The following is a 25,932-nucleotide window of genomic DNA, read 5'->3' as shown; positions in this document are numbered from 1 at the left end:
TCTTAGCTTTATCATTGGCTGCAGGTACGGTTGTCATTTTTGCTTTCTTTAGCTTTTGTACAAAGTATTTTGAAAAACCGGTAGAGCACTCTGTACTTGGTGCCGAAAAAGCTGCAGCGCGGGCTGCACCTGATATGGTTGAGTCTGGTTCAGGTAAGCCAACTGCTGAGAATCAAAGTGCTTTGACGAGCGCACCAGCGCCAGCAGAAGAGCAGCAACTTAATTCGTTCGAAAAAAACGAGAAGTATCCGGGGACGCTTGGCGATCAGGTCATGAAGGCGCTTGACTCACGAGATGGTGTGATGGCGATGAAAATGGCCAATGAGCTTTTTAGATGTGATATGGCGACGCGGATGCAAGCGCGGGCAGGTTCTTTATCCACAGAAGAAGCCGAACTTCAAAAATCAGCGAGCTTCCGAGAGGCGCGTGCTGAAAGTCAACGCGAACGGCAACGAACTATTTCGAATTGTCAGACCGTTGCCGGCGGCATCATTGAAATGAGAGCGCGGCTATTGTTGTTGGCGACAGAGCAAAGAGTTGTCGGCGCCGCAGCAAAAGAATTTGCGACTGGAGTTAGGCGTCCTGAAGTCTTGAAATTCATGGTGGAAGATGCTCGCGAAGGGGATCTAAATACTTTGGCTTCTGTTGCTGGCCATTCCGCAGCCTTTTTTGGGATCAGCTCCGAAGCACATAATATTTTGAGATCGGCGTTGAGAATCGCGGCGGAGGATAGGGAGGTGGGTCAGGAGGTGCAACTCTATCTTGAACTGGCCGAGTCGCTCTCAGTAGCCTTGGGCGGAGAAGTAAAGAAGAAATTTGATTCCACTAATTTATCTGCTGAAGATAAAGAACAGGCGAGAATTATTGCTGAGAAAATAATCAAAAGAATGCGTCCACCCAGAAGCTGAACGAAAGACACGGCTGTTAATTTGCCCGGCGTGATGACTTTGTTGTCGACCCATGCTCGCCTTCCACTCTGATGCCGTCAGCCTGATCTTGCCGCCGGGCCATCGCTTCCCGCAGTCCAAATACCGTTTGCTGCGCGAGTATTTCGAGGCCCGGCCGGGCCTGCTGCGCATGGCGCCGGCCGAGCCCGCCAGCGAGGCCGAACTGGCCCTGGTCCACACGCCCGGCTATGTGGAGGCCGTCATGCTGGGCCGGCTCAGCGCAGCCCAGCAGCGGGAGATCGGCTTCCCCTGGTCGCCCCAGATGGCGGAGCGCTCGCGTCTCTCGGTCGGCGCCAGCATCGCCGCGGCCCGGGCCGCCTTGCTGGGCGGCGAGGGCGTGGCCGCCAATATGGCCGGCGGCACCCACCATGCTTATGCCGACAAGGGTTCGGGCTACTGCGTCTTCAACGATGTGGCGGTGGCCGCCCGCTTGATGCAGGCCGAGTGGCAGCGTCGCCAGGGGCCTGTGCCAGGCTTGCGGGTCTTGGTCATCGACCTGGACGTGCACCAGGGCAATGGCACGGCGGCCATCTTCCGCGGGGACGAGAGCGTGTTCACCTTCTCCATGCACGGGGCCAAGAACTTCCCCTTCTGCAAGGAGGCCAGCGACCTGGACGTGGACCTGGCCGACGGCTGCGCCGATGCGGAATACCTGGCCGCCCTGGATGCGGCCTTGCTGCAGATCGAACAGCGGTTTGCGCTGCGGCCGCCCGGCCTGGCCTTCTACCTGGCCGGTGCCGACCCGCACGAGGGCGACCGCCTGGGCCGGCTCAAGCTCAGCCGCGCCGGCCTGCTGGCCCGCGACGAGCGTGTGCTGAGTTGGCTGGGCCAGCGCCGCATCCCCGTGGCCCTGAGCATGGCGGGCGGCTATGGCCATGATCTGGCCGACACCCTGGCCTGCCAGGTGAACACCTTGCAAGCGGCGGCCAAGGCCCAGCAAGCTTGGCAAGAGCGGGCGATGCAAGAATGAAGGCCATGAATCCGCAGTCGCTGCATGTGATCCTTGAGCGCAGCCAAGTCCTCACCGGTGGTCCTTGAACTCCTACCGGCTGCCCTTCGAATACCGAGACCCTGGTTGAGCCGTGCTCATTCACCAATGGGCTGGCTTGCGAATGGGTTTCTTCTTTGTCGAGACCAGGGGCGGCAACTGTGCGGTTTGGAGCTGCTCATCGCTCAGGTGCCTGATTGTCCAATCGGCCAGATTGGTCAAGGAGCCGCTGATTCGGCGTTCTGGGCCGCCGCCGGATTTCGATGGCGGCACTGGAGGTCGGATCGGAATGACCAAGCCGATTGCGATGTGCGGGAAGTCTTCGCGAATCGCCTGCAGAGCCGGCTCGGAATCGCTGTCGTTGGAGACCAGGATGATGCGGTCGTACAAACCTTGGGCGGCATCGCGGTACATCCGAAGGGCCAGGTTCACGTCGGTCTTTTTCTCCTCAAGACGCCATACCCGGACGCGTTTGCTTCGGTCATAGCCCTGTCCCGGTATGAATTCGGGCATCAGGGAGCCGCTTCGGTCGAAGCTATGCGTGCCGTAGGTGATTGCGAATCGATCCCCATGCTTGGCCTGAAGAGCCCGGTGATAGGCGGCCTGCGCTTCAACCGAGGCATCGCCATGGGTGGCGAAAGTGGCCAGCGCATGCGCTGTGAAAAGGTGAACACGGGCCAAGCGCTCGTTCTGGTCGCGCTTGGCCAGGATGTCCTCAAGCAGCTTGACCAGATCCAGCCATTTGAACCCGCTGCCGCGTAGCCTGCCGTAGTACAGGTTGTAGCCGTCAACGTAGACGCCAACTCGCGGGGGCTGTTTGGGATCTGTTGCCACTGATTTTGTCGTTCAGATGTGAAGAAGCCGCCCAGAGAGAGCGGCTTCTTCGTCCCGAACGGGAGCCAACTGAATGACACCGCAAAGGATGAGTGGTGCTGGCATTTTCCCTGTATGGCGGGGTTTCGTCAATCTATCTGGGTGTCATGGGCCCGTCGTACCTCGCCGCATCTTTTACTCGTGGCCTGCATATGGAGGTCGCGCCGGCACAATCAATTGCAGGGGCATTGATTGATGAAACCCCCCAGTTCAAGGCGCCTTCTGTCCAGGGTGCGTTCAAGCGGACTGGGCCCAATGCCAAGAGTAGTGAAAGAATGCCTTCATGAGCGAACCCCGCCCCCAGCCCGATCGTCGCAGCGACTACGCCTTGTTCGAGGACCTCAGCACCCGCTGGATGGACAACGACATCTACGGCCATCTGAACAACGTCGTCTACTACAGCCTCTTCGACACGGCGGTGAATCAGTACCTGATCCGCTGCGGTGCACTGGACATCCATGCCGGTGCCGTCATCGGCCTGGTGGTGGAGACGCATTGCAATTTCTTCGACTCGCTGGCCTTCCCGCAGCGCATCGAAGCCGGTCTGCGGGTCGCGCAGCAAGGCCGCTCCAGCGTGCGCTATGAGATCGGCCTGTTCGCGCCAGGCGCCGAGCTTTGCGCGGCGCGCGGCCATTTCGTGCATGTTTATGTGGACCGCGAAAACCGCCGCCCCGTGCCCCAACTACCCCCCGAATATCTGACCGCCTTGAAAGGTTTGACGCTGTGAGCACACCCGAATCCCGCCGCTTTGCCCAACCCAGCGCCGCCGAGCAGGCCGCCGTGGACGCCGCCATCGAGACCCGCCACTCCATGCGCGCCTTTCTGCCCCGCGCCGTGCCGCGCGAGACGCTGGAAGAGCTCTTGCGCGTGGCCTCGCGTGCGCCCTCGGGCACCAACACCCAGCCCTGGCAGGTTCATGTGCTGACGGGTGCGGCCAAGCAGCGCCTGAGCGATCGCATCCTGGCCGCCTATCTGGACCCCGAGCAGAACGCCGCGCACAAGGAGGAGTACGCCTACTACCCCCAGCAATGGGTGTCGCCCTATATCGACCGCCGCCGCAAAGTGGGCTGGGACTTGTACGGCCTGCTGGACATTGCCAAGACCGACAAGGCCCGCATGCAGCAGCAGCATGGCCGCAACTACCAGTTCTTTGACGCGCCGGTGGGCCTGATCTTCACCATCGACCGGCTCATGCAGCAGGGCAGCTGGCTGGACTACGGCATGTTTTTGCAAAGCGTGATGGTGGCCGCCCGCGCGCGCGGCCTGCACACCTGCCCGCAAGCCGCCTTCACCCAGTTTCACCGCCTGATCGCCGAGGAGTTGAGGCTGGCGCCCGAGCAAATGGTGGTCTGCGGCATGGCCCTGGGCTATGCCGACCCGGGAGCGGTGGAAAACAGCCTGCTCACCGAACGCGCGCCCGTGGCGGAGTTCGCCCGCTTCATCGAAACCTGAAAGGCCGACCCATGACCCAGCCCAAAGTCCTGGTCGCCCGCCGCATCTTCCCCGAGGTCGTGGCGCGCTTGCGCGAGCACTTCGAGGTCGACTGGTACGACGAAAACGAACCGCTGAGCCCCGAGCAACTGCGCCGCCGCCTGGCCGGCAAGCAAGGTGTGTTTGCCTCCGGCACCGAGCAGATCACGGCCGAGCTGCTGGACGCCTGCCCGGATTTGCGCGCCGTCTGCCTGATGACCGTGGGCTACAACAATGTGGACCTGGCGGCCTGCAGCGCACGCGGCGTCAAGGTTTCTAACGCGCCCGATGTGCTGACCGAAACCACGGCCGACTTCGGCTTCGCCCTGATGATGGCCGCCGCCCGCCGCATCAGCGAGAGCGAGCATTTTCTGCGCCGGGGCGACTGGCAGCAATGGCGGGTCGACCTCTTCGCCGGTGCCGACATCCATGGCAGCACCTTGGGAATTCTGGGCATGGGCCGCATCGGCCAGGCCATTGCCAAGCGTGGCGCCCTGGGCTTTGGCATGCAGGTGATCTATCACAACCGCAGCCGCCTGGCGCCCGAGCAAGAAGCCCCGCTGGGCGCACGCTGGGTCAGCAAAGATGAGCTGTTAGCTCAGGCCGACCATTTGATTCTGGTCCTGCCCTACACCCCCGAATCCCACCACATCATTGCCGCGCCCGAGCTGGCGCTGATGAAGCGCACGGCCACCTTGACCAATATCGCCCGTGGCGGCGTGGTGGACGAAGACGCTTTGGCCCAGGCCTTGGGTGAAGGCCGCCTGGCCGCGGCCGGCCTCGATGTGTTTGAGGGCGAACCGCAAATCAACCCACGCTTGCTGGCTTTGAACAATGTGGTGCTCACCCCGCACATCGCCAGCGCCTCGGTGCCGACGCGGCGAGCCATGTGCAATTTGGCCGCGGACAATTTGATTGCGGCCTTGACGGGGGGTGAGATGGTGACGGGGTTGAATGGGGGAGGGACCGATAGGCAATGCATGCCATTCCGAGCATTGGGCAATTCGTGAAGCTCGCTCTCCTCGCACTCTTTGCGTTCTCTGCTTCTGCGGCAGGAGTGGTAGCTGGCTACACCCCGTTCTTGGGTTTTTTTGAGTGGCACTACTGGAGTTGGGCTGTCAGGGATTTGCCGGTTGTCAAGGTTGCGGCATTCAACACGGTTGCTGTTTTCGTAGTTCTCTTTGCGGCGTTCTGGTCATGCAGGGGTGACAAGGAAATCTACGGCAACGCAATCCTTGGCTATTCCTTCGTCTTGCCGTTCGTGGTGGTCCTCGCGTTCCTACCCGGCGCGGAATCCAAACCCGATTGGGCGTCTTTGAACTTCGGGGTGACCATTGCAGTCTTTTTCGCTGTGCAGTACGCATTCGCCCGAAGCCTTCGTGAACGGTTCTGGGAGCGTGGGGGTCGAAGTGATGCCTAATCAAAATTTCAAGCGGACGAATAACGTCGCAAATGAGCGCAACCACTGTCTACTCCAGCACATCCCCTTGTTGTCTTCTTCAATTCCTTGTTCAACATTTTGCTGAGGGACTGGAATTCCTCTTCGGAGAAAGGCACTCCCCAAGGGCTGAAGCCATCTTTTGAACGGGCGGTGAGCAGAGGAATATAACCAGCGATCCGCCCCAAATCAAAGCAGCCCCAAGTCCCTGGCCCTGGTCCCCGGAAAGACCTGGGCCAGTTGCGCCGCGCTCAAGCCGTATTGCCGCTGGAACAGGCCGCCCAGCACGGCGCGGTAGTCGTTGAGCACGGGGAAGTCGCGGTCCTGGAACAGCTTGGCGCGTTCCACCGCCACCTGCTCGCCGACGATGCGCTGGCCTTTCAGGCCGCCGCCCAGCACCCACATCACCGTGCCATGGCCGTGGTCGGTGCCGCGGTTGCCGTTCTGCCTGAAGGTGCGGCCGAACTCGCTGAGCACGACGACGGTGCAGTGCTTCCAGGCCGCACCCATCTCCTGCGCAAAGCCGGCCAGGCCCTGGCCCAGCTCGTCAAAACGGTTGGCCAGATAGCCGCTGGCGCCGCCCTGGCCCACATGGGTGTCCCAGCCGCCGACGTCGATAAAGCCGAGATTGAAGTTCTCGCGCATCAGCTTGGCGATGCGTCGGGCTTCCAGCTCAAAGCCCTTGGCCGAAATGGCCTGGCGGCTGGCGGCCTGCATCTCGCCGGCCAGGTCGCGCATCAGTTCCTGGCGCAGGGCAAAGCCTTCCTGCACCGTCGCGGCCAGCGGCGTGCCGCGGTACATGGCGGCGATGATCTCGCTCTGCCGCGCGTCCACCGAGGGCTTGGCCAGGGATTTGAGCGCGGTGTTCGGCACCTGCTCGCTGCCCTGGAATATTTTGGGCAGCTGCTCGGTGAAGGCCATGGGCGAGCAGCCGCTGAGTTGGCCGGCCAGGCGGTTCAGAAAGCCCGAGCCATAGTCCTTGCGGCCGCTCAAGGGCTGGCCCAACTCCATGCTGTCCTGCGTCTCGAAATGGCTGCGCGACACGTCGTCCGTGCCCGCAAAGGGCACAAAGGCCAGCTCGCCTTGTTGGTAGAGCGGGTAGAGGCTGTCGCGCAGGGCCGGGTGCAGGCCCCAGTCGCTGTTCAGCGGCAGGGCCGAGGTGAGCTCGGCGGAGGGCGGGGCGATGGCGATGTCCTTGCGCACCTCGTAGTAGAAACTGCTGGCATGGGGCACCAGCAGGCTGGCGGCGTCATAGCCGCCGCGCAGAAAGACCAGCAGGAACTTGGGCGCCGAGGCGCTGGCCCCGGCCGCCAGCAAGTGGCCGGCGGCGCCAAAGTTCAAACCCAGGGAGGCGGCTAAAAGGCTGCGGCGGCGCATGGTGGTCCTTGGTTCAATCTAGGTTCAACGGCTCATGAATTCGGGCGAGGAGAGCAGAAAGGCATTCCACTCCTGCGCCGAGTTGGCTTGCGCCAGGGCCTGCTGGGTGGCCGGGCTGAGCGTCTTGGCCATGGATATGTAGAACGGCGTCTGGGCCAGTTGCGGGACGCTGGCTTTCTCCTGCGGCGGCGCGCCCTCGCTCCTGAACAGGCCGGCGCTGCCCGAGCCTATGGCCTTGGCGATCTCGAAGCGGGTGCTCATCTGGCCGGGGCTGCTCCAGGCCGTGCCGTTCAGGGGGTAGCCGTCGGGCGTGAGGCGGCCGTAGAGCGGCTCGCCCATGCGGTTCAGCCAGTTCAGCATGGGGCCCATATTGAGCACCGGCTTTTGCGCATAGGCCAGGCGTACGGCGGACACGGCATAACGCATCGGGTCCTTGAACTTGCCTGGCCCGGCCTGGGCGAACTCCGCCGAGTTGAACAGCAAGGCCAGCGTGGCCGCGATATCGCCACCGTTGGCCTCGAAGGCCTGCGCCATGCGCCGGACCAGGGCCGGCGGCGGCTCATCGCTGAGCCAGAACTGGGCCAGCTTGCGGCTGATGAACAGGGCCGTGGCCGGGTGGCTGGCCAGGCGGTCCAGGGCCTCGTTCAGCTCGGCCAGACCTTGCGCCTGGATGGGCCGGCCCAGCAGGGTCTTGGCGCCAAAGTCGTGCCGCGCCGGGTTGAATTCGAACATGCCCTTGCGCACATAAAAGCCTTGCAAGTCTCTCTTCATACCGGGTGTTCCCGGCCCTGCGTTAATGCCCACGCCAGTGAGCACTCGGGCCAGTTCCTGCACATCGCGCTGGCCGTAGCCGCCGTCCACACCCAGGGTGTGCAGCTCCATCAGCTCGCGGGCAAAGTTCTCGTTGAGGCGGCCGGCGGCGTTCTGCTCGTTGTCCAGGTAGCGCAGCATGGCCGGGTGGCTGACCACCGCGCCCAGCAGTGTGCGGAACTTGCCCAGGGCATGGGGGCGCAGGGCCTGCTCTTCGTAGTCGCCCACCATGGCGCGCAGATTGCCCTTGCCCTGGAAGACGCTGAAGTGGTTGAGCCAGAACCAGCTCATCTGCTCCTGCACCTGGTGGCGGGAGTAAAGCGCCCGCAGCAGATGGCGGCTGGCCGCCTCGCGGGCCAGGCGGTTCATCTCTTGCTGGTAGGCCTGGCGGGCGGCTTTCTTCTGCTCGTCGTCCGCCAGGGCGTCGGCCGCCTTGCGGCGCTGCTCCATCTCCAGCACCAGTTCCTGCAGCGGTATTTTGCTGATGCTCATGGCGTCGATCTGGGCTTGGGCCTCGGCCGGCAGCGCCGGCCCTTGCGGGTGCAGTTGGGCTTGCAGATAGGCCGGCAAGTCTTGCCGCGCGGCTTGCGCCAGGGTGGTGCCGCCGGCACCCCAGCTCAGGCGGTTGAGCAGGGCGTCGCTCATGCCAGCGGCCGGCTGCGCCGGGCCGGGGCCGGCGCAGCCGCTCAAGCCTCCCGCCAGGGCGAGGGCCGAGAAGAAGGCGGCGGTGCGGGGAGACAGGTGCATGGTTCAAGCCCTTTGCTTGCGATGCAGTGGAAAATTCGGGTTATGGCAAGGCTGCGGATGACAACGCCGCAAGCATGCCTGCACGGGGACGCAAACTCTGTGTCTGTTTGCAAAGTTTTTTGAATCGCAGCGCCTGGCGCCCGCTCGGGCCGCCGTGCCAACAGGCCCGGGCCGCCGCGCTGAGACAATGGCCGCATGAGTATTTTTGAATGGCTGATTCTGGGGCTGGCGGTTTTGCTGGTGTTGTTGCTGCTGGGAGTTTTGTGGCTGCAAATGCGCAGCAGCGCGGCGGCGGCGGGTGAGGGGATCGGCCGCCAGCTCGGCCCGGTGGTGCAGGCCTCCAGCGAGCGCCTGGAACGCGAGTTGCGTGATGAGCTGAGCCGCAGTGGCAGCGGCCTGCGCCAGGAGCTGGCCCATCTGCAGCAAGGCCTCAGCCAGGGCCTGCAGCGCAGCACCCAGGCCTTTGCCGGCCAGGCCCTGGCGGCCCGTGAGGCGCAGGACGCCGCCGCCCTGCGCGCCACGCAAGCCCAGACCGAGGCCTTGCAGCGCCTGGGCCAGGGCATCAACGAGCAGCTCAAGGCCATGGCCGAACGCAACGAGCAGCGCTTGAGTCAGGTGCAGACGGCGGTGGATCAGCGCCTGGCCCTGATCCAGCAGGACAACGAGACAAAGCTGGAGCAGATGCGCGCCACCGTGGACGAGAAGCTGCACGCCACGCTGGAGCAGCGCCTGGGCGAGAGTTTCAAACAGGTGGCCGACCGGCTGGAGCAGGTGCACAAAGGCCTGGGCGAGATGCAGAGCCTGGCCCGCGATGTGGGCTCGCTGAACCGCGTGCTGACGAATGTGAAGACGCGCGGCATCTTCGGCGAGGTGCAGCTGGCCGGCCTGCTGGAGCAGGTGTTCACGCCCGAGCAGTACGCCAGCAATGTGGCCACCATCCCCGGCAGTGCTGAGCGGGTGGAGTTCGCTATTTGCTTGCCGGGCCAGCGCGAGGATGGGGCGCCGCTGTGGCTGCCCATCGACGCCAAGTTCCCGCGCGAGGACTACGAGCGCCTGCTGGAGGCCCAGGACCGCGCCGATGCGGCGGGTGTGGAGGCCTCGGCCAAGGCCATCGAAACCCGCTTGCGCCTTGAAGCCCGGACGATTCGCGAGAAATACATCGCCCCCCCGCACACCACCGATTTCGGCATGCTCTTCGTGCCCACCGAGGGCCTATATGCCGAGGCCTTGCGCCGCCCCGGCCTGGTGGAGAGTTTGCAGCGCGAGCACAAGGTGATGCTGGTCGGGCCCACCACCTTGCTGGCCACGCTGAGCAGCTTGCAGATGGGCTTTCGCACGCTGGCGCTGGAGAAGCGCTCGGCCGAGGTCTGGGAGGTGCTGGGCGCCGTCAAGACCGAGTTCGGCAAGTTCGGCGAGGTGCTGGCCAAGACCAAGAAGAAGCTGGAAGAAGCCAGCAACACCATCGATGCGGCCGAGACCCGCACCCGCGCCATGACGCGCAAGCTCAAGAGCGTGGAGGCCTTGCCGGACGAGGCGACGGGCAAGCTGCTCAGGCTGGGTCTGCCCGGCGCCGACGCGGATGCGGACGAGGGCGAGGTTTGAGCGCTGCGCCCGCCGCAGCGGCCGATTTGCGCCGCGCCTTCCCCTGGCTGATCGCCACCCTGGTGGCCGTGCACGCCTGCATGGCCGTGACCCGGGTTGCGGCCTCGCTGTGGACGCTGAAGCAGGGTTTTGGCGAGTGGACGGTGGGCGTGCTCTTGAGCCTGTTCGCCATCGCGCCCATTGCCCTGTCCTTGTGGGCGGGCCGGCTGGCCGACAAGCATGGTTTTCATCGACCGGTGGGCCTGGGCGTAACGCTGGCCTTCACCGGTGCGGTGGTGGCCCTGGCGGGCCAGTCGCTGTGGACGATTGCCTTCAGCTGCCTGCTCTGCGGCGGCGCCGTCAGCGTGGCGGCGGTGGCCTTGCAGCGCGAGGCGGGGCTGATGGCGGATGAACCCTCCGAGCTCAAGCGCATTTTCAGCTGGGTGGCGCTGGGGCCGGCCTTGTCGAATGCGCTGGCGCCGGTGGCGGCGGGCTTGCTGATCGACCACATCAGCTTTCGCGCCGCTTTCGTGTTGGCGCTCTTGCTGCCCCTGCTGGCCTGGGGCCTGGCGCAGCAAGTGCCACGCCACCCGCCCAAGCCGCCAAGCCATGCCAGCAAGACCCGGCCCGCCTGGGACTTGCTGAAGCGGCCGGCCCTGCGCAATCTGCTGCTGCTCAATGTGGTGCTGTCGGCCTGCTGGGACGCGCACAGCTTTGTCGTGCCGGTGGTGGGCCATGCCAAGGGCTTGAGCGCCTCCGAGATCGGCCTGGTGCTGGGCGCCTTCGCCGTGGCCGCCACCTGTGTGCGCCTGGCCATCGTGCGTTTCGCCCAGCATCTGGACGAGTTGAAGGCCGTGCGCAGCGCCATGCTGCTGGCCACGGCGATGTTGCTGGTCTACGCCTGGCTGCCGGGCACGGCGGGGCTGATGGCGGGCTCGGCCGTGCTGGGCCTGGCCCTGGGCTCGGTGCAGCCCATGGTGCTGGCCCTGCTGCACCAGGTGACGCCGGCGGACCGCCAAGGCCAGGCCCTGGGCCTGCGCATGCTGGTGGTGAACAGCGCGACCGTGGCCATGCCGGTGGGCTTTGGCTTGCTGGCCGCCGCCACGGTGGTGGCCGCGCCCATGTGGCTGATGGCCAGCCTGCTGGTGCTGGCGCAATGGCCGGCCAGCGCCATCCGCAAGGCGGGCTGAGCGGCTGAACGCTCAAGTACAGGCGCGTGCGGCCAGGCTGGTGGCCAGCCTGGTTTTGCCTGGCTTGTCGGCCTTGTTCTTGCCGCCGGGCGTGCGATACCAGAGTTCGCTGCGCTCCAGCGGGGTTGCCGCAGGCAAGAGGGTGTTGGGGAGTTCGATCACCGTGCGCGAGCCCAGCTCCGCTCTTTGCAGCACTTGGCCGAAGTGGCGCTCGAACAGGCAGTCAAAGCTGCCATCCTGCAGCGCTTGCTCCAGGCCTCGCTGCACGACGTCGGCCAGCGCCTGCCGGTCTTTTCGAACGAAGAAATAGAGGGCCGTGGGGTAGTGGATCAGCAGATGCTTGTCCACCACGAGTTGGCCCTGCGGCTGCAGGTCCAATTCCTGCCAGACCTCGAGCACCGAGCGCGGGAAGTAGTCGAAACGATGCAGGGCCAGCATGCGGAACAGCGCTTCGTAACTGCCCACGCCGCTGACGTTGATGCCGCTATTGCGCAGGATCTGGGTGTCGGGCCAGTCCTGACCCTGGCCGGCCACCAAGGCCTGCAAACTCTGCAGATTCTGTGCGCTGGCCAGGACCTTGGGCCGGTCGCTCGCGACCAGGGCCACGCGCAAACCCAGCAAGCCCTTGTCGATGGGGATGCGTATGGGTAGCAAGGCTTCTTCGCGCGCCGCCGAGGTCATGCTCCAGGCGATGTCCAGGCCACGGCCCAGCTCTAACTCCTTGAGCACGCGCAGCTGGGTCATGGCGGTACTTGCGGGTTCCAGCTGATACAAGGTGCCGCTCTGTTTGGACAGGGCCAGGCGGAGCAGGTCCAGCACATAGCTGTTGCGGGTGTCGCGCTCGGACTCGGGGCGCGGGTAGACCAGGCTCACCCGCTTGGCCGAGGCTTGGGCCCAGGCAGGGCTGTGCAGGGGCAGGGTGCCGAAGATCACACCCATCAACAAACCCAGAAACGCGGCGAGTAGCCGGTGCAGGGGGCGCATGAGAGAGCCTGTCTCGAACTGTCAGTGGACCTGGGACGAGTTCTTGAAGTCAATGCTTCATGGTTTTTCGGCGCGTTCCGCGGCCGGCTGCCAGCTTTCGCTAGCACCGAGCTTCAGCGGATTGTGGAAATGATAGGCGAGGGCCCCGGTTCTGTGCCTGGGAAGAATTACCCTTTGCCGGCCGGAGGCAAAGTCGGCAAAGTCGGCAAGGCCGGCAAGGCCGGCAAGGGCGGCAAGGGCTTAGCGCGCCTGTGCCATGCGCAGGCGGCGGGCCGCGTCTTCCGCGCGGGCATCGTCGATCTCGCGCAGCACGCCGCGCAGATCCACCGTTTTGTGCTGGCGCTGGAAGCGGCCGCTCAAGGCCGTGTCGGGCTGCAGGGCGCCGCGCTCGTACAGCGCCCAGATCTCGGCGCCAAAGTCGGTCTGCAGCAGCTCGGGCGCCGTCTGGCCGAAGAAATTGCGCAGATTCTCCACATCGCGCAGCAGCATGCGCCGGGCGTGGTTGTTGCCGGCCGCGTCGACGGCCTGGGGCAGGTCGATGATGACGGGGCCGTCCTCGGCCAACAGGATATTGAACTCCGACAGGTCGCCGTGCACCACGCCGGCGCACAGCATGCGCACCACTTCGCGAATCAGGCGGGCATGGTGGTCCCGGGCCTGGGCGGGCGTGAAGACGCTGTCGTTCAGGCGCGGGGCGGCATCGCCATCAGCGTCGCAGACCAGCTCCATCAAGAGCACGCCCTCGAAGAAGAGATGCGGCCTGGGCACGCGCACGCCGGCGGCGGCCAGGCGGTAGAGGGCGTCGACCTCGGCGTTCTGCTAGGCCTCTTCCTGCTTCTCGCGGCCGAAGCGTGTGCCCTTGGCCATGGCGCGGGCCTCGCGGCTGTTCTTGACCTTGCGGTTCTCGGTGTAGTCCACCGCCTGGCGGAAGCTGCGCTGGCTGGCTTCCTTGTAGACCTTGGCGCAGCGGGTCTCGTCGCCGCAGCGCACGACGAAAACCTGGGCCTCCTTGCCGCTCATCAGCTGGCGCTGGACGCCGTCGATCAAGCCTTCGTCCAGCAGTGACTGCAGTCGTTTGGGTGTCTTCATCCTGGCATTGTCGACGCAGGCCGTGGCGGGCCCGCCGGCCGCCTTTTTTGTCGGCGGAGCCGAAGGCTTTGAATGGCGCGTTAGCCCGGTCTGGCTGCAAGCGTGGCGTCAGGTTGGGCCCGATCTTCTGGGCCATACTGGCCCGGCCCAAGACCCTCGTTTTCCCCTGCTCTAGGTAGTCGCACGATGACGCAGGGGCAAGGACTCTGGCATCGTGGCCGACACAAAATGAACCCGCTCGCAAGCGGGCCCGGCATTGTGCAAACAAATATGGAAGAGACAAAGCTCATGAAAACCATCAAGCATTCCCTGACGGCTGCGGCGCTGGCTGCGCTGAGTTTTACGGCCCTGGCGGCCGAGCCCATCAAGATTGGCGTGTCCGGTCCCTTCACCGGCGGCTCTTCCTCCATGGGCGTCAGCATGCGCGATGGCGTGCGCCTGGCCACCGACGAGATCAACAAGGCCGGCGGCGTGCTGGGCCGGCAGATCCAGCTGATCGAGCGCGATGACGAGGCCAAGAACGAGCGCGGCGTGCAGATCGCGCAGGAGCTGATCAACAAGGAGAAGGTGGCCGCCACGGTCGGTTATATCAATACCGGCGTGGCCCTGGCCTCGCAGCGCTTTTATCAAGAAGCCAAGATCCCGGTGATGAATAACGTCGCCACCGGCTCGCTGATCACCCAGCAGTTTGCCGCCCAGCCCGAGAACTACATCTTCCGCAACGCCGCTCACGACAGCATCCAGGCGCCCATGATTGTCGAAGAGGCCATCGTGCGGCGTGGCTACAAAAAGGTCGCCATCCTCGCGGACTCCACCAACTACGGCCAGCTGGGCCGCGCCGACCTGGAGAAGGCGCTGGAGCTGAAGAGCGTCAAGCCCGTGGCGGTGGAGAAGTTCAATATCAAGGACGTGGACATGACGGCCCAGCTGCTCAAGGCCAAGGAGGCCGGCGCGGAAGCCATCCTGACCTACGCCATCGGCCCCGAGCTGGCCCAGATCGCCAACGGCATGACCAAGCTGGGCTGGAAGGTGCCCATGATTGGCAGCTGGACGCTGTCCATGGCCAACTTCATCGACAACGCCGGCCCCGGCGGCGAGGGCGCGCGCATGCCGCAGACCTTCATCCAGGAGCCGACGACGCCCAAGCGCCAGAGCTTCATCATCAATTACCTCAAGACCTTCAACCCCAAGAACGCGCGCATCGACTCGCCCGTCTCCGCCGCCCAGGGCTATGACTCCATCTACCTGCTGGCCGCCGCCATCAAGCAGGCCGGCGGCACCGAAGGCCCCAAGGTCAGGGCCGCGCTGGAAGACTTGAAGACCCCGGTGGAAGGCGTGGTGACCACGTACAACAAGCCCTTCACCAAGGCCGACCACGAGGCCATCACCGCCAATATCCCGGTGTTCGGCGAGGTCAAGGGCCAGCGCGTGGTCTACGCCTACGAGGCCGATTTCAAGAAGGCCTCCGAGGTGCGGGTCAAAGACGTCAATGCCAAGGGCGCTTTGAGCCAGAAGAAGTAAGCCGCCCCTTGCCCCGGCCCGCAAGCGGGCCGCTTTTTTTCTTGCTTTGAACAGCAGGGCCGCACTATGCAAATCCTGACCCAACTCGTGTTCAGTGGCATCGCCCTGGGCATGATTTACGCCGTCATCGCCTTCGGCTACCAACTCACCTTCGCCACCTCCGACACCCTGAACTTCGGCCAGGGCGACGCCCTGATGCTGGGTGCGCTGGTGGGCCTGTCCCTGGTGGGCTTTGGCCTCAACTACTGGTTGATGATTCCCCTGGTCTGCCTCTTCGGCGCCTTGCAGGGCGCGGTGGTGGAGCGCATCGGCGTGCGCCCGGCCATCAAGATGAAATCGGAGTTCGGCTGGATCATGTCCACCATCGCCCTGGGCATCATCTTCAAGAACGTGGCCGAGAACGTCTGGGGCCGCGACGACCTGAAGTTCCCCTCGCCCCTGCCCGAATCACCCATCCGCCTGCTGGGCGCCAATGTCTTGCCCATGGAGTTGCTGGTGATAGGCGGGGCCTTGGCGATGATGCTGTCGGTGGAGTTCTTCAACCGCCGCAGCATCTACGGCAAGGCCGTGGTCGCCACCTTCAACGACCGCGACGCCGCCAAGCTGATGGGTATCAACACCGGCCTGGTGATCACCTTCTCGTATGCGCTCTCGTCCATGACGGCCGCCTTTGCCGGCGTGCTGATCGCGCCGCTGACGCTGACCGGCGCCACCATGGGCGCGGTGCTGGGGCTGAAGGCCTTTGCCGTCGCCATCATCGGCGGCCTGACCAGCGGCATGGGCATCATCGTCGGGGGGGTGATCCTGGGCGTGGTGGAAACGACCACGGGCTTTTATCTGTCCACCGGCTACAAGGACGTGCCCGGCCTGGTGCTGCTCTTGATCGTGCTGGCGGTGAAACCAGCGGGTCTGTTCGGCAAGACGGCGATTAAAAAGGTCTGATGATGGTGAACGTTAAGAAATATGCGGCGGGCGCCGTCGCCATCGCCGCGCTGGCCGCCTTCCCCCTGGTCTCCGGCAACCCCTACTACATCCACTTGGTCGAGACCATCATGATCTACGCGATCGTGCTGTTCGGCCTGGACATCGTGGTGGGCTATACCGGCCAGGTCTCGCTGGGCCATGCGGGCCTGTTCGGCATCGGCGCCTACACGGCCGGGGTGCTGGTGTTCAAGCTGGCGGCGCCGCTGTGGGTCACCTTGCCGGCGGCCATCGCGGTGACGGCGGCCTTCGGCGCCTTGCTGGCCCTGCCGGCCTTGCGGGTGATGGGCCCTTATCTGGCCATGGTGACCCTGGCCTTCGGCACCATCATCCAGATCCTCATCAACGAGATGAGTTTTCTGACCGAAGGCCCGATGGGCATCACGCTCAGCAAGCCCAGCCTCTTCGGCCATCAGCTGGACGAGACCGAGTATTACTGGGTGGTGGCCGTGATGCTGCTGGCCTCGCTGGTGTTCGTCCACCGGGTCTTGCGCTCGCACCTGGGCCGGGCCTTCGAGGCCTTGCGCGGCAGCCCGGTGGCCTCGGATTGCATGGGCGTCTCGGTCTACCGCTACAAGGTCTATGCCTTTGTCATCAGCGCCGGCCTGGCCGGCCTGGCGGGCGCGCTGTACGCTTATTCCGAGCAATACATCTCGCCCAATACCTATAACTTCGAGCAGACCGTGCTCTTCCTGCTGGCCATCATCATGGGCGGCCGCAAGACCCGCACCGGCGCCTTGCTGGGCGCGGCCATCATCGTCATGCTGCCCAAGCTGCTGGACGATCTGGCGCTGTTCCGCATCGTCTCGGTGCTGCTGGCCTTGGTCGTTATGGCCGCGGCCGCCGTGGCGCTCAAGCGCGGCAAGATCGCGCCCAAGGCCGCGGCCATTCCCGTCGTGGGCAGCCTGGCCCTGGCGGCCCTGTCCTTCAAGCTGCAGACCATGACGGACTGGCGGTTGACGGTCTTCGGCCTGATCACGCTCTTCGTCGTCTACTACCTGCAGGACGGCATCGTGGGCTTTGTGCGCAATGCCCTGAATCTGCGCGGCCATGCCGCCACCGATGCCGATGACGCCGCCAATCTGCCGAATATCGGCGATGCCCTGGGCCAGCGCGCTGGCACGGGCAGCGGCGAGTTGCTGGAGGCCAAGCAGATATTGATGCAGTTCGGCGGCCTGAAGGCGCTCAACAACGTTGATCTGAACATCAAGCGTGGCAGCATCCACGGCCTGATCGGCCCCAACGGCTCGGGCAAGAGCACCATGATGAATGTGCTGACCGGCATCTATGTGCCCACGGCCGGCACGGTGATGTTTGGCGGCCGCAGCCTGAACGGGCGTACCTCCTCGGACATCGCGCTCTCCGGCATCGCCCGCACCTTCCAGAATGTGCAGCTCTTCGGCGAGATGACGGCGCTGCAGAACGTGCTGGTCGGCCTGCACCACAGCTTCAAGAGCAATCTGGTCGATGTGGCCCTGCATCTGCCGCGTTATCTGCGCGAGAACCGCGCGAACACCGCCCGCGCCCTGGGGCTCTTGCGCTTTGTGGGCCTGGCCGATCTGGCGGGCGAGGAGGCGCGCAATCTGCCCTATGGCAAGCAGCGCCTGCTGGAAATTGCCCGTGCCCTGGCCTTGGACCCCGAGCTGCTCTTGCTGGACGAGCCGGCCGCCGGCCTGACCGCACCCGACATCAAGGAGCTGATCGCCATCATCCGCAAGATCCGCGAGCATGGCGTGACCGTGATCCTGATCGAGCACCATATGGATGTGGTGATGAGCATGTGCGACACCGTCTCGGTGCTGGACTTCGGCCAGAAGATCGCCGAGGGCCTGCCGGCCCAGGTGCAGGCGGATGAAAAAGTCATCGAGGCCTATCTGGGCGGCCAGGCGGCTTGAATCGCCACAGTTTTAAAGGCAACCACAGAGTCACGGAGGCACAGAGAAATACAGATCAACTCTTGAGTCTGGCTCTGTGTCTCTGTGGTTGCATTTCTGGATTCCTTGACCATGAGGTCTTGTTTCAGGATGAATTTCCCATGCTAGAAATTAAAAACCTCAGCGCCGGCTACGGCAAGGTCCAGGTCCTGCACGGTGTTTCCATCAGCGTACCCAAGGGCAAGGTCGTGACCCTGATCGGCTCCAACGGTGCCGGCAAGACCACCACCATGCGGGCCGTTAGCGGCATGATCGCGCCCACGGCGGGCGAGATCAGCCTGAACGGCAAGCGCATCGAAGGCCTGGAGTCCTTTGAGATCGCCCGCCGCGGCCTGGCCCATTCGCCCGAAGGGCGGCGCGTTTTTGCCACCATGACGGTGACCGACAACCTGCGCCTGGGCGCCTTCCCGCGCTACACCGGCAGCCGGCCCAAGGGCGATGTGGAGGCCGATCTGGCCCGAGCCATGGACTTGTTCCCGCGCCTGAAGGAGCGCCGCGAGCAACTCGCCGGCACGCTCTCGGGCGGCGAGCAGCAGATGCTGGCCATGGCCCGCGCCACCATGTTGCAGCCCGATGTGATGCTGCTGGACGAACCCTCCATGGGCCTGGCCCCCATCCTGGTGGCCGAGGTGTTTCGCATCATCGAGCGGCTCAAGGAGCAGGGCGTGACCATGCTGCTGGTCGAGCAATTCGCCGCCGCCGCCCTGGGCGTGGCGGATTACGGTTATGTGCTGGAAAACGGCCGCATCTCCCTGCACGGCCCGGCCGACAAGCTGCGCAATGATCCGGCGGTGAAGGCGGCGTATTTGGGGGGTGGGGGGCATTGAGATCGCTGGATTCTGCCGCTCGCTTGCCTCTCGATGGGTGATGTAGTAATGTGCCTACATAATTTTTGAAGAGGTACGGCATGACCATCACTACCTTGTCCAGCCGAGAGTTGAATCAGGACGTCAGCCGGGCCAAGAAGGCGGCCCAGAATGGCCCCGTGTTCATCACGGATCGCGGCAAACCCGCCCATGTGCTGCTGAGTTACGAGGACTATCAGCGGCTGACCCGGCAGCGGCGCAATATTGCCGATGCGTTGGCGATGCCGGGTGTCGCGGATATCGAGTTTGAGCCGCCGCGCATCAGCCTTGGTGCCCGGCCGGCCGAATTTTGATGATGTATGTCCTCGACACCAATGTGCTGTCCGAGTTGCGCAAAGTGCGGTTTGGCAAGGCCGATCCGAACGTGGTCGCATGGGCGCAGAGCGTGGACGCTGCGGACCTTTTTGTCTCGGTCATCACCCTCATGGAACTGGAGCTTGGCGTCCTCTCGATAGAACGCAGGGATGCCCTCCAAGGCGTTTTGCTGCGCACCTGGCTGGAACAGCAGGTATTGCCCGAGTTCTCAGGGCGTACCCTGCCCGTCGATACGGCCGTGGCGCAACGCTGTGCTCGCTTGCATGTGCCCGACAGGCGCAGCGAACGCGACGCGCTGATCGCGGCCACGGCCTTGGTGCATGGCATGGCGGTGGTCACCCGCAATGGGCAGGACTTCCGGCCCATGGGCGTCAGCCTCGTCAATCCGTGGGCGGCATTGGCCTGACCTTCTCAGGAATACACGATGCTGGCGCAAGTCACCCCGTCCCTGTGCGTCACTCGATGTCCAGGCCATGGCTTTGCGCCAGGCGGTGGGCGATGTTCAAGCCCTGGCCCATGCCCAGGCCCGCCTGCCGCGCCTGCAACAAGGGCGGTGGCGGGGGGGCTGCTGTGATTGCTGATGCTGAGCCGGCCAGGGCGGCCGGGCCGTGGCAGACGGCGGCAATCACGCCGCCCTGGGCCTCCATCTCGCTGAGCAGCTTGAGCAGGCCGCCATCCTTGGGCAGGTCGAACATGGCGCCCTTGCCGCCCATCACCAGCACGGCGCGGTAGTCGCGCGCCTTCAGCCCGGCCTGGGCGAATTCATCCATCTCGAAGCCGGGCCGGGTCTTGCCCTGCTCGCGGCCTTCGCTGCTGACGACGATCAGCACCTTGCCGGCGGGCTGGGCGGCCCAGCCGGGTGCGAGGGCGGCAGCGGCCAGCAGGCCGCCGGCCAGGGCTTGTTTGAGCAGGTCTTGCATGAGAGGGCTCCAGAGTGTGACGGTAAAGCCAGTCTAGAAACCCGCTTGTGAAGCCAACGTCAAGCCATGCCCTGATGCCTCAGCAAGGCATCGATCTGCGGCTCGCGGCCGCGGAAGGCCTTGAAGCTTTCCATCGCCTCGCGGGAGCCACCCACTTCCAGGATGTTGTGCAGATAACGCGCTCCCGTGGCGGCGTTGAACACGCCCTCCACCTCGAAAGCGCTCCAGGCATCGGCGCTCAGCAGCTCGGCCCACTTGTAGCTGTAGTAGCCGGCCGCGTAGCCGCCCGCGAAGATGTGGGAGAAGCTGTGCTGGTTGCGGTTGAAGTCGGCGGCGGGGATGACGGCCACCTCGGCGCGCACCTCATCGAGCAGGGCTTGCACGGCTTGCTCGGCGCCGGGTTCGGCATGCAAGCGCATATCGAAGAGCGAGAACTCGATCTGCCGCAGGGTCTGCAAGCCGCTCTGGAAGTTCTTGGCCGCCGTCATTTTGTCGAACAGCGCGCGCGGCAGGGGTTGGCCGGTGTCCACATGTTTCGTCAGCTGCTGCAACACCTCCCATTCCCAGCAGAAGTTCTCCATGAACTGGCTGGGCAGTTCGACGGCATCCCATTCCACGCCCGAGATGCCCGAGACACCCAGCTCGTTCACCTGGGTCAGCAGATGGTGCAGGCCATGGCCGAATTCGTGGAAGAGGGTGGTGACATCGTCGTGGCTCAGCAAGGCAGGTTTATCACCGACCGGCGAGGAGAAGTTGCAGACCAGCTGGGCCACCGGCGTTTGCTGTGCGCCCTCGGGGCGGGCCCAGCGGCTGCGCACCTCGTCCATCCAGGCACCGGGGCGTTTGCCGGGGCGGGCGTAGAGGTCGAGGTAGAACTGGCCGACCAGCTCGCCGTTGCGGCCCAGTCGGTAGAACTTGACGCTGTCGTGCCAGACCTCGGCGGTCTGCTCCACGATCTTGACGCTGAACAGGCGCTCGATGATGTCGAACAAGCCTTGCAGCACGCGCGGCAGGGTGAAGTACTGGCGGACCTCCTGGTCGCTGAAGGCGTAGCGGGCCTGCTTGAGTTTCTCGGAGACGTAGGCGTTGTCCCAGACCTGCAAGTCGGCCAGGCCCAGCTGCTGGGCGGCAAAGGCTTGGAGTTCGGCCAGGTCCTGCTCGGCATAGGGGCGGGCGCGGGCGCTGAGGTCGCGCAGAAACTCCAGCACCTGGGCCGGCGAGGCCGCCATCTTGGGTGCCAGCGAGGCCTCGGCATAGTTCTGGAAGCCCAGCAGCGCGGCCTCTTCCTGGCGCAGCTGCAACAGCTCCTGGATGATGGCCGTGTTGTCCCACTCGGGCTTGTCGCCCAGCTCGCTGGCGCGGGTGACGTAGGCGCGGTAGAGGCGTTCGCGCAGGGCGCGGTTCTCGCCGTACTGCATCACCGGCAGATAGCAGGGGAAGTGCAGGGTTAGCTTGTAGCCGGCCTTGCCCTCGGCCTCGGCGGCGGCCAGGGCGGCCTGCTGGGCATCGGCCGGCACGCCGGTCAGCTCGTCCAGCGTGGCGTAGTAGGCGAAGCCATCGGTGGCGTCCAGCACATGTTCGGAGAACTGCTGGCCCAGCTCGGCCGAGCGCTCCTGGATGGCGGCAAAGCGGGCCTTGGCCTCGCCCTGCAGCTCGGCGCCCGAGAGCACGAAATCGCGCAGCCACAGCTTGAGCGCCTGCTTGCGCGCTGGGTTGAGGCTTGCCGCCGCCGGGCTCTGGGCGATGGCCTTGTACTTGGCGTACAGCGCCTCGTCCGCGCCCTGGCGGGTGAAGAACTCGGTGACGGCGGGCAGGCTGGCGTTATAGGCCTCGCGCAGCTCGGGGCTATTGGCCACGGCGTTCAGATGGCCGACGGCGCCCCAGGCCGCGCCCAACCTCTCGGTGGCCACGCCCAGGGTGGCGGAGAGGGCGTCGTAATCGGCCGGCGTCTCGGCCGAGGTGGCCAGGGCCAGGGCGGCGTCGGCCTCGCTGAGCAGTTGCGCAATGGCGGGCTGAATATGTTCGGGCCGGATGCTCGCAAAAGCGGGTAGGGCGGCGGTGCTCAGGAGAGGGTTGCTAGGAGTCATGGGCGAGGGAGAAGCGCAAAGAAGCGAGAGCGATGGATGGCGTTCGACCGCATGCCATAATCAATTGAGAATAATTCTCAATACGGAATGAAAGCAGAGACATTTGCCTTTGAGCCGGATCATATGCGCGACTTGGCGGGCGGGCATTTGCATTGGCACGGCCCCCGGGGCAGCCGTTTCGACCTGAGCCTGCTGAGCCCGGAGGCTGGCTGGGCCGTCAGCTGTTTTGGCGCCAGCCATCCCGAGCAGTTGCTGATGCGCAGCGAGGGCTTCAGCCAGCAGGAGGACATGGTCACCCTGATGGTCATGCTGGACGGGCGGCTCAGCAGCAAGCACCCGGAGGTGGCGCGGCCGCTGCGCATGCAGGCCGGCAGCCTGTGCATCTACCGCCTGCAGGAGCATGCGGGTTGCACCCGTTACCAGGGCACGCAGACCTGCTGTGTCAGCGTCATGCTGCGCATGGACTGCTTTCTCGCCCTGCTCGATGCCGAGCTTGACGCCGACCTGCTGGCGCTGACGGCGCAGATGCAGGCGCAGCCGGCCTTTGCCCGCCAGGCCCCGGCCTCGGCCGGCCTGCTGGCCTTGGCCCGGCAATTGCAGGCGGCAATGGCGCAGGCCGAGGCGGGGATTGCGGCCCGCCTGCGCAGCCAGGTGCTGCGCCTGCAATTCGTGGCCGAGGTGGTGGCCGGCCTGCGCGGCCATCTGCAGCGCGAGCAGGCCAAGCGGGCGCGCTGGCAGAGCCAGGACGAGGCCTTGCTGCGCGAGGCCGGCCGCAGCCTGCTGGCCCAGCTGCAGGAGCCGCCCAGCATCGCCGAGCTGGCGCGCCAGCTGGGCCTGAACGACTGCCGGCTCAAGATCGGCTTCAAAGCCCTGTTCGGCCTGGGTGTGGCGGCCTGGGTGCGCGAGCAGCGCCTGCAGCAGGCCGCCTTGCTGCTGGGGCGGCCGGGCGCCACGGTCACCGAAACCGCTCTGCAAATCGGTTATGCCAACCCGGCCCAGTTCGCCGCTGCCTTTCGCAAGCGCTTTGATCTCAATCCGGGGGAGTGGGCCAGGCGTTCCATCCTTGTCTCAGATCAGGACTTGATCATCCAGGCCTGAGCCTGCCGGCGCGCCTCGCCCTCATCGCCCACCAGGGCGCTGCGCACGGGCAGGGCTTGCAGAAACTTCTGCGTGGCGGCATTCAGCTCACTCGCCTGCGGGCCACTGGAGCCGACCACGATCAGCCCATCGCACAGGCCGAACAAGGCCTCTTTGTGGGCCTTGTACCAGCGCGCCTGGTGGCTGGCGATGGCGGCGTCCTGGGCGGCCTCGCTGGCCGTGAATTGCACCAGCACAAAGCGCCGACCCGTGGCCAGCCACGCCAGCATCTGCGCCTGCCATTGCTGCAGGGCCAGCAGGCCTGTTTCGCCGCTCAGCGGCTCGGGCAGGCGGCTGATCAGCAGGGGCGCGGCCCTGCAGTCCAGGCGGACCTGAAGGGGTGAATCAACAAGCGTCATGGTTTTTGCTCTCAGGCAGTGGCGGGGCTCCGACTGTGCGCAGCCCGGCTCCGCGCCGCCACTCCTGGCGGGACAGGCCGGCAGGCGTCTTTGGACATTCCCGCCCGGGGTGGCCCGTAAATCTTGTTCAATTGAGAATTGTTCTCATCTGTTGCAGTGAACAAGGAATGAGAACGATGAAGCCGTCGAGGATGGGTGTTCGGACCGGAGTGGGCCTGGCTGTGGCTCTGTTAGCGAGCGCGAGTGGTGGCCCGGCCCTGGCGGCGCCGGCCGAGGCGGCGCAAACCCTGCCGCGCGTCACCACCACGGTGAACCGCCTGCAGCAGCGCAGCGCCGATGTCTCCCAGCAGGTGACGATGCTGGACGCCGAGCAACTGGCCGAGCGCCAGGTGCGCTCGGTGGACGATCTGGTCAGCCAGGTGCCGGGGGCCAGCGTCGTGCGCCTGTTCGAGGGCGTGCACGATTACAACTACCGCGGCCTCAACACGCCGCTGTTCGAGGGCAGCTCGCCCCTGACCGTGCTGGTGGACGGCGTGCCGCTGAGCAATCGCTACGCCATCATGCTGGACCCGGACGACATCGAGCGCGTCGAAGTGCTGCGCGGCCCCGGCTCCACGCTGTACGGCCACAACAGCATAGGCGGGGTGCTGAATGTGCAGACCCGCGCCTTTGCGGCCAAGCCCGCGCTGCGCCTGGGCGGCGGCCTGGGCAGCCATGGCGAGCGGCGTTTGCAGCTGGCCTTGCAAAGCGGTGCCCAGGGCCCGCTGCGCATGAAGCTGCACGCGCAGACGCTGCGTTATGCCGGCGAGATCGCCTCGGCCGAGGGCGTCAACGAGGACCGCAAGGAACAGCATTATCTGAACCTGGGCCTGCAGTGGCAGTTGGACGCGCTGACCCGGCTGCGCCTGGACGCTTTTGCGGGCCAGGAGGATTCGGGTTATGGCCGCATCGAGCGGGTCACGCTGGCGGGCCTGAACAAGGCCGAGGTGGCGCGCCAGACCGGTTTTGATGTCCGCAGCGATGCCCTGGCCCGCCAGCAGCGCGCCGCCCTGCGGCTGGACCGCCAACTGCCGCTGGGCCGGCTCAGCGCCCACGCCTCGCTGCGCCACGCGCCCATGCGAGCCTTGTTCGAGTGCGATTACGGCGCCGGTGCCATGTCGGTCTACTGCACCCAGAACGCCGATCAGGACGGCGAGGACCTGGGCCTGCAATGGGCCCAGGAAGAGGGCGCGCAGCGCTGGTTGCTGGGCCTGAGCTGGAGCCGGCAGCGTGAGAGCAACCACGATGTGGGCTATTACATGGGCAAGCCCGGCGCCTCCCTGCCCCTGGGCAAGGCGGAGGGCCGGCGCGAGGGCAGGGACCAGGCCTTGTTCGGCCAATGGCTGCTGCGCCAGGGCGATTGGGACTGGAGCCTGGGCCTGCGCGGCCAGCGGGCCGAGCGCGAGGTGGACATCGTCAACACCGTGCTGGCCGATCCGGCCAGCGGGAGCCTGGCCCAGCTGGCCTATGCCGGCCGGCAAACCTTCACCGCCTGGTTGCCGCGCAGCGGGGTGAATCTGCGCCTGGGCCCGACACAGAATGTTTACGCCAGCTACAACCAGGGCTATCTGCCCGGCGGCTTCAACCATTTCCAGATGAGCAATGTGCTGGCCGACGCCAGCTTCGGCCCGCAGCGCAACCATGTGCTTGAAGCCGGCTACAAGCTGCAGACCGGCGAGCTGGCGCTGAATGCCACGGCCTACTGGATGAAGATTGCTGACATCCAGTCCATGGTGATGTTGCCTGGCGCGCGCTTCCTGGCCGGCAATCTGAGCGGTGCCCACTCCAAAGGCCTGGAGCTGGACGGGCAGTGGACGCCCGGACCCGAAGGCTGGCAGCTCGACGGCCGTCTGGCCTACACCCAGGCCCGCTACGACGCCGGTGCCCTCTACCAGGGCCGCGATGTGGGCGGCTTGCGGATTGAGCGCACGCCCGACTTCAGCGCCAGCCTGGGCCTGGGCTATGGCCTGGCCGCGCCGACCTGGGCGGGCGGCGGGCGCCTCAGTGCGCGTCTGGAGGCTAATGCCCTGGGCAAGCGGGCCGTGGACCCCAGCAATACGGCCATCCTGAGCGCATCGCATTGGTTCAATGCCCGGCTGGCGCTGGAGAACCGGCGCTGGGGTCTGGAGCTGGGTTTGCGCAATCTGACGGATGCGACGGTGGTGGCCGGTGCCATCAATCTGTCCAATATGCCGGGCATCGCACCCGGCACCTACGGGCGCCAGCTGATGGCCGGGCGCGAGCTGAGCCTGCGCCTGAACTTCGCGCTGGAGGGTTGA

The 25,932-nt window shown here is 65.3% G+C and carries 23 protein-coding genes and 1 pseudogene; 16 read left to right on the top strand and 8 right to left on the bottom strand.

What is annotated here, in order from left to right:
* Positions 1–14 precede the first annotated feature (14 nt).
* Positions 15–908, top strand: coding sequence for a hypothetical protein (locus HNP55_RS23430; RefSeq protein WP_184304761.1), 894 nt, complete (start codon positions 15–17; stop codon positions 906–908).
* Between the two features lie 52 nt (positions 909–960).
* Positions 961–1,917, top strand: a complete 957-nt coding sequence (locus HNP55_RS23425; protein WP_184304760.1) for a histone deacetylase — start codon at positions 961–963, stop codon at positions 1,915–1,917.
* A gap of 120 nt (positions 1,918–2,037) precedes the next feature.
* On the opposite strand, the gene HNP55_RS23420 is transcribed toward HNP55_RS23425, so the two are convergent.
* Entirely contained in the window at positions 2,038–2,769 is a 732-nt protein-coding gene (locus tag HNP55_RS23420) for an NYN domain-containing protein (RefSeq protein ID WP_184304759.1), read from the bottom strand.
* Between the two features lie 322 nt (positions 2,770–3,091).
* Here HNP55_RS23420 and HNP55_RS23415 point away from each other — a divergent pair, with 322 nt between their 5' ends.
* From HNP55_RS23415 to HNP55_RS23400, 4 genes are read left to right on the top strand one after another with little or no spacing between them, the layout of a single operon-like run.
* Positions 3,092–3,535 (top strand): acyl-CoA thioesterase, encoded by a 444-nt coding sequence (locus tag HNP55_RS23415; protein WP_184304758.1) that lies wholly within the window; start codon positions 3,092–3,094, stop codon positions 3,533–3,535.
* Positions 3,532–4,260: a nitroreductase gene (locus HNP55_RS23410; protein ID WP_348648750.1), complete on the top strand. Its 729-nt coding sequence runs from the start codon at positions 3,532–3,534 to the stop codon at positions 4,258–4,260. Before HNP55_RS23415 ends, HNP55_RS23410 begins: the two co-directional genes overlap by 4 nt.
* An 11-nt stretch (positions 4,261–4,271) precedes the next feature.
* The gene (locus tag HNP55_RS23405) at positions 4,272–5,288 is read left to right on the top strand and encodes a 2-hydroxyacid dehydrogenase (RefSeq protein ID WP_184304757.1); all 1,017 of its coding nucleotides are present in this window, start codon (positions 4,272–4,274) and stop codon (positions 5,286–5,288) included.
* A complete protein-coding gene (locus tag HNP55_RS23400) occupies positions 5,285–5,698 on the top strand; it encodes a hypothetical protein (protein ID WP_184304755.1) in 414 nt (137 codons plus the stop codon). The genes HNP55_RS23405 and HNP55_RS23400 overlap by 4 nt, the downstream gene beginning before the upstream one ends.
* A 207-nt stretch (positions 5,699–5,905) precedes the next feature.
* Here the strand turns inward: HNP55_RS23400 and HNP55_RS23395 are convergent, their stop codons facing one another.
* On the bottom strand, positions 5,906–7,093 hold the full coding sequence (locus HNP55_RS23395) for a DUF1501 domain-containing protein (RefSeq protein WP_184304753.1): 1,188 nt from the start codon (positions 7,091–7,093) through the stop codon (positions 5,906–5,908).
* A 24-nt stretch (positions 7,094–7,117) separates the two neighbouring features.
* A complete protein-coding gene (locus tag HNP55_RS23390; protein WP_184304751.1) occupies positions 7,118–8,650 on the bottom strand; it encodes a DUF1800 domain-containing protein in 1,533 nt (510 codons plus the stop codon).
* A 195-nt stretch (positions 8,651–8,845) separates the two neighbouring features.
* Between HNP55_RS23390 and rmuC the strand changes: the two genes are divergently transcribed.
* Both rmuC and HNP55_RS23380 read left to right on the top strand, forming a co-directional pair.
* Entirely contained in the window at positions 8,846–10,252 is a 1,407-nt protein-coding gene (gene rmuC / locus HNP55_RS23385) for a DNA recombination protein RmuC (RefSeq protein ID WP_184304748.1), read from the top strand.
* Positions 10,249–11,421 (top strand): MFS transporter, encoded by a 1,173-nt coding sequence (locus HNP55_RS23380; RefSeq protein ID WP_184304746.1) that lies wholly within the window; start codon positions 10,249–10,251, stop codon positions 11,419–11,421. Before rmuC ends, HNP55_RS23380 begins: the two co-directional genes overlap by 4 nt.
* A gap of 12 nt (positions 11,422–11,433) precedes the next feature.
* On the opposite strand, the gene HNP55_RS23375 is transcribed toward HNP55_RS23380, so the two are convergent.
* A complete protein-coding gene (locus tag HNP55_RS23375; protein WP_184304744.1) occupies positions 11,434–12,405 on the bottom strand; it encodes a substrate-binding periplasmic protein in 972 nt (323 codons plus the stop codon).
* Between the two features lie 240 nt (positions 12,406–12,645).
* Positions 12,646–13,494: pseudogene (locus HNP55_RS23370) on the bottom strand (PA4780 family RIO1-like protein kinase).
* Between the two features lie 288 nt (positions 13,495–13,782).
* On the opposite strand from HNP55_RS23370, the gene HNP55_RS23365 reads away from it, so the two are divergent.
* The 6 genes from HNP55_RS23365 to HNP55_RS23340 all read left to right on the top strand — a co-directional run bounded on the left by HNP55_RS23365 (position 13,783) and on the right by HNP55_RS23340 (position 19,517).
* On the top strand, positions 13,783–15,015 hold the full coding sequence (locus HNP55_RS23365; protein ID WP_246448626.1) for an ABC transporter substrate-binding protein: 1,233 nt from the start codon (positions 13,783–13,785) through the stop codon (positions 15,013–15,015).
* Between the two features lie 66 nt (positions 15,016–15,081).
* Entirely contained in the window at positions 15,082–15,957 is an 876-nt protein-coding gene (locus HNP55_RS23360) for a branched-chain amino acid ABC transporter permease (protein ID WP_184304740.1), read from the top strand.
* 2 nt (positions 15,958–15,959) lie between these two features.
* Positions 15,960–17,891, top strand: coding sequence for an ABC transporter permease subunit (locus HNP55_RS23355; protein WP_184304770.1), 1,932 nt, complete (start codon positions 15,960–15,962; stop codon positions 17,889–17,891).
* Between the two features lie 140 nt (positions 17,892–18,031).
* Entirely contained in the window at positions 18,032–18,757 is a 726-nt protein-coding gene (locus HNP55_RS23350) for an ABC transporter ATP-binding protein (RefSeq protein WP_184304738.1), read from the top strand.
* An 80-nt stretch (positions 18,758–18,837) separates the two neighbouring features.
* Positions 18,838–19,089 carry a type II toxin-antitoxin system Phd/YefM family antitoxin gene (locus HNP55_RS23345; RefSeq protein ID WP_184304736.1) on the top strand — a complete coding sequence of 84 codons (252 nt, stop codon included), beginning with the start codon at positions 18,838–18,840 and terminating at the stop codon, positions 19,087–19,089.
* Positions 19,089–19,517, top strand: a complete 429-nt coding sequence (locus HNP55_RS23340; RefSeq protein WP_184304734.1) for a type II toxin-antitoxin system VapC family toxin — start codon at positions 19,089–19,091, stop codon at positions 19,515–19,517. Before HNP55_RS23345 ends, HNP55_RS23340 begins: the two co-directional genes overlap by 1 nt.
* Before the next feature lie 49 nt (positions 19,518–19,566).
* Here HNP55_RS23340 and HNP55_RS23335 read toward each other — a convergent pair whose 3' ends face one another.
* Both HNP55_RS23335 and HNP55_RS23330 read right to left on the bottom strand, forming a co-directional pair.
* Positions 19,567–20,031 carry a DJ-1/PfpI family protein gene (locus HNP55_RS23335; protein WP_184304731.1) on the bottom strand — a complete coding sequence of 155 codons (465 nt, stop codon included), beginning with the start codon at positions 20,029–20,031 and terminating at the stop codon, positions 19,567–19,569.
* Between the two features lie 59 nt (positions 20,032–20,090).
* Positions 20,091–22,118, bottom strand: a complete 2,028-nt coding sequence (locus tag HNP55_RS23330) for a M3 family metallopeptidase (RefSeq protein ID WP_184304729.1) — start codon at positions 22,116–22,118, stop codon at positions 20,091–20,093.
* A gap of 87 nt (positions 22,119–22,205) precedes the next feature.
* On the opposite strand from HNP55_RS23330, the gene HNP55_RS23325 reads away from it, so the two are divergent.
* On the top strand, positions 22,206–23,216 hold the full coding sequence (locus tag HNP55_RS23325; RefSeq protein WP_184304727.1) for a helix-turn-helix domain-containing protein: 1,011 nt from the start codon (positions 22,206–22,208) through the stop codon (positions 23,214–23,216).
* Here the strand turns inward: HNP55_RS23325 and HNP55_RS23320 are convergent.
* The gene (locus tag HNP55_RS23320) at positions 23,192–23,614 is read right to left on the bottom strand and encodes a hypothetical protein (protein ID WP_184304725.1); all 423 of its coding nucleotides are present in this window, start codon (positions 23,612–23,614) and stop codon (positions 23,192–23,194) included. The genes HNP55_RS23325 and HNP55_RS23320 overlap by 25 nt on opposite strands.
* 221 nt (positions 23,615–23,835) lie before the next feature.
* Between HNP55_RS23320 and HNP55_RS23315 the strand changes: the two genes are divergently transcribed.
* Positions 23,836–25,932, top strand: coding sequence for a TonB-dependent receptor domain-containing protein (locus HNP55_RS23315; RefSeq protein ID WP_184304723.1), 2,097 nt, complete (start codon positions 23,836–23,838; stop codon positions 25,930–25,932).

Source organism: Roseateles oligotrophus, from assembly GCF_014204525.1.
Classification (GTDB): domain Bacteria; phylum Pseudomonadota; class Gammaproteobacteria; order Burkholderiales; family Burkholderiaceae_C; genus Paucibacter_A; species Paucibacter_A oligotrophus_A.
Note: the sequence above shows the minus strand (reverse complement) of the source record. Positions and strands in the feature narration are given on the sequence as shown.

Excerpts from the sequence above, each read along its gene's own strand:
- HNP55_RS23390 (WP_184304751.1), bottom strand. The coding sequence starts at position 8,650 with ATGCACCTGTCTCCCCGCACCGCCGCCTTCTTCTCGGCCCTCGCCCTG.
- HNP55_RS23365 (WP_246448626.1), top strand. The coding sequence starts at position 13,783 with ATGAAAACCATCAAGCATTCCCTGACGGCTGCGGCGCTGGCTGCGCTG.
- HNP55_RS23405 (WP_184304757.1), top strand. The coding sequence starts at position 4,272 with ATGACCCAGCCCAAAGTCCTGGTCGCCCGCCGCATCTTCCCCGAGGTC.
- HNP55_RS23320 (WP_184304725.1), bottom strand. The coding sequence starts at position 23,614 with ATGACGCTTGTTGATTCACCCCTTCAGGTCCGCCTGGACTGCAGGGCC.
- HNP55_RS23330 (WP_184304729.1), bottom strand. The coding sequence starts at position 22,118 with ATGACTCCTAGCAACCCTCTCCTGAGCACCGCCGCCCTACCCGCTTTT.
- HNP55_RS23425 (WP_184304760.1), top strand. The coding sequence starts at position 961 with ATGCTCGCCTTCCACTCTGATGCCGTCAGCCTGATCTTGCCGCCGGGC.
- HNP55_RS23335 (WP_184304731.1), bottom strand. The coding sequence starts at position 20,031 with ATGCAAGACCTGCTCAAACAAGCCCTGGCCGGCGGCCTGCTGGCCGCT.
- HNP55_RS23340 (WP_184304734.1), top strand. The coding sequence starts at position 19,089 with ATGATGTATGTCCTCGACACCAATGTGCTGTCCGAGTTGCGCAAAGTG.
- HNP55_RS23345 (WP_184304736.1), top strand. The coding sequence starts at position 18,838 with ATGACCATCACTACCTTGTCCAGCCGAGAGTTGAATCAGGACGTCAGC.
- HNP55_RS23360 (WP_184304740.1), top strand. The coding sequence starts at position 15,082 with ATGCAAATCCTGACCCAACTCGTGTTCAGTGGCATCGCCCTGGGCATG.
- HNP55_RS23415 (WP_184304758.1), top strand. The coding sequence starts at position 3,092 with ATGAGCGAACCCCGCCCCCAGCCCGATCGTCGCAGCGACTACGCCTTG.
- HNP55_RS23355 (WP_184304770.1), top strand. The coding sequence starts at position 15,960 with ATGGTGAACGTTAAGAAATATGCGGCGGGCGCCGTCGCCATCGCCGCG.
- HNP55_RS23395 (WP_184304753.1), bottom strand. The coding sequence starts at position 7,093 with ATGCGCCGCCGCAGCCTTTTAGCCGCCTCCCTGGGTTTGAACTTTGGC.
- HNP55_RS23375 (WP_184304744.1), bottom strand. The coding sequence starts at position 12,405 with ATGCGCCCCCTGCACCGGCTACTCGCCGCGTTTCTGGGTTTGTTGATG.
- HNP55_RS23325 (WP_184304727.1), top strand. The coding sequence starts at position 22,206 with ATGAAAGCAGAGACATTTGCCTTTGAGCCGGATCATATGCGCGACTTG.
- rmuC (WP_184304748.1), top strand. The coding sequence starts at position 8,846 with ATGAGTATTTTTGAATGGCTGATTCTGGGGCTGGCGGTTTTGCTGGTG.
- HNP55_RS23350 (WP_184304738.1), top strand. The coding sequence starts at position 18,032 with ATGCTAGAAATTAAAAACCTCAGCGCCGGCTACGGCAAGGTCCAGGTC.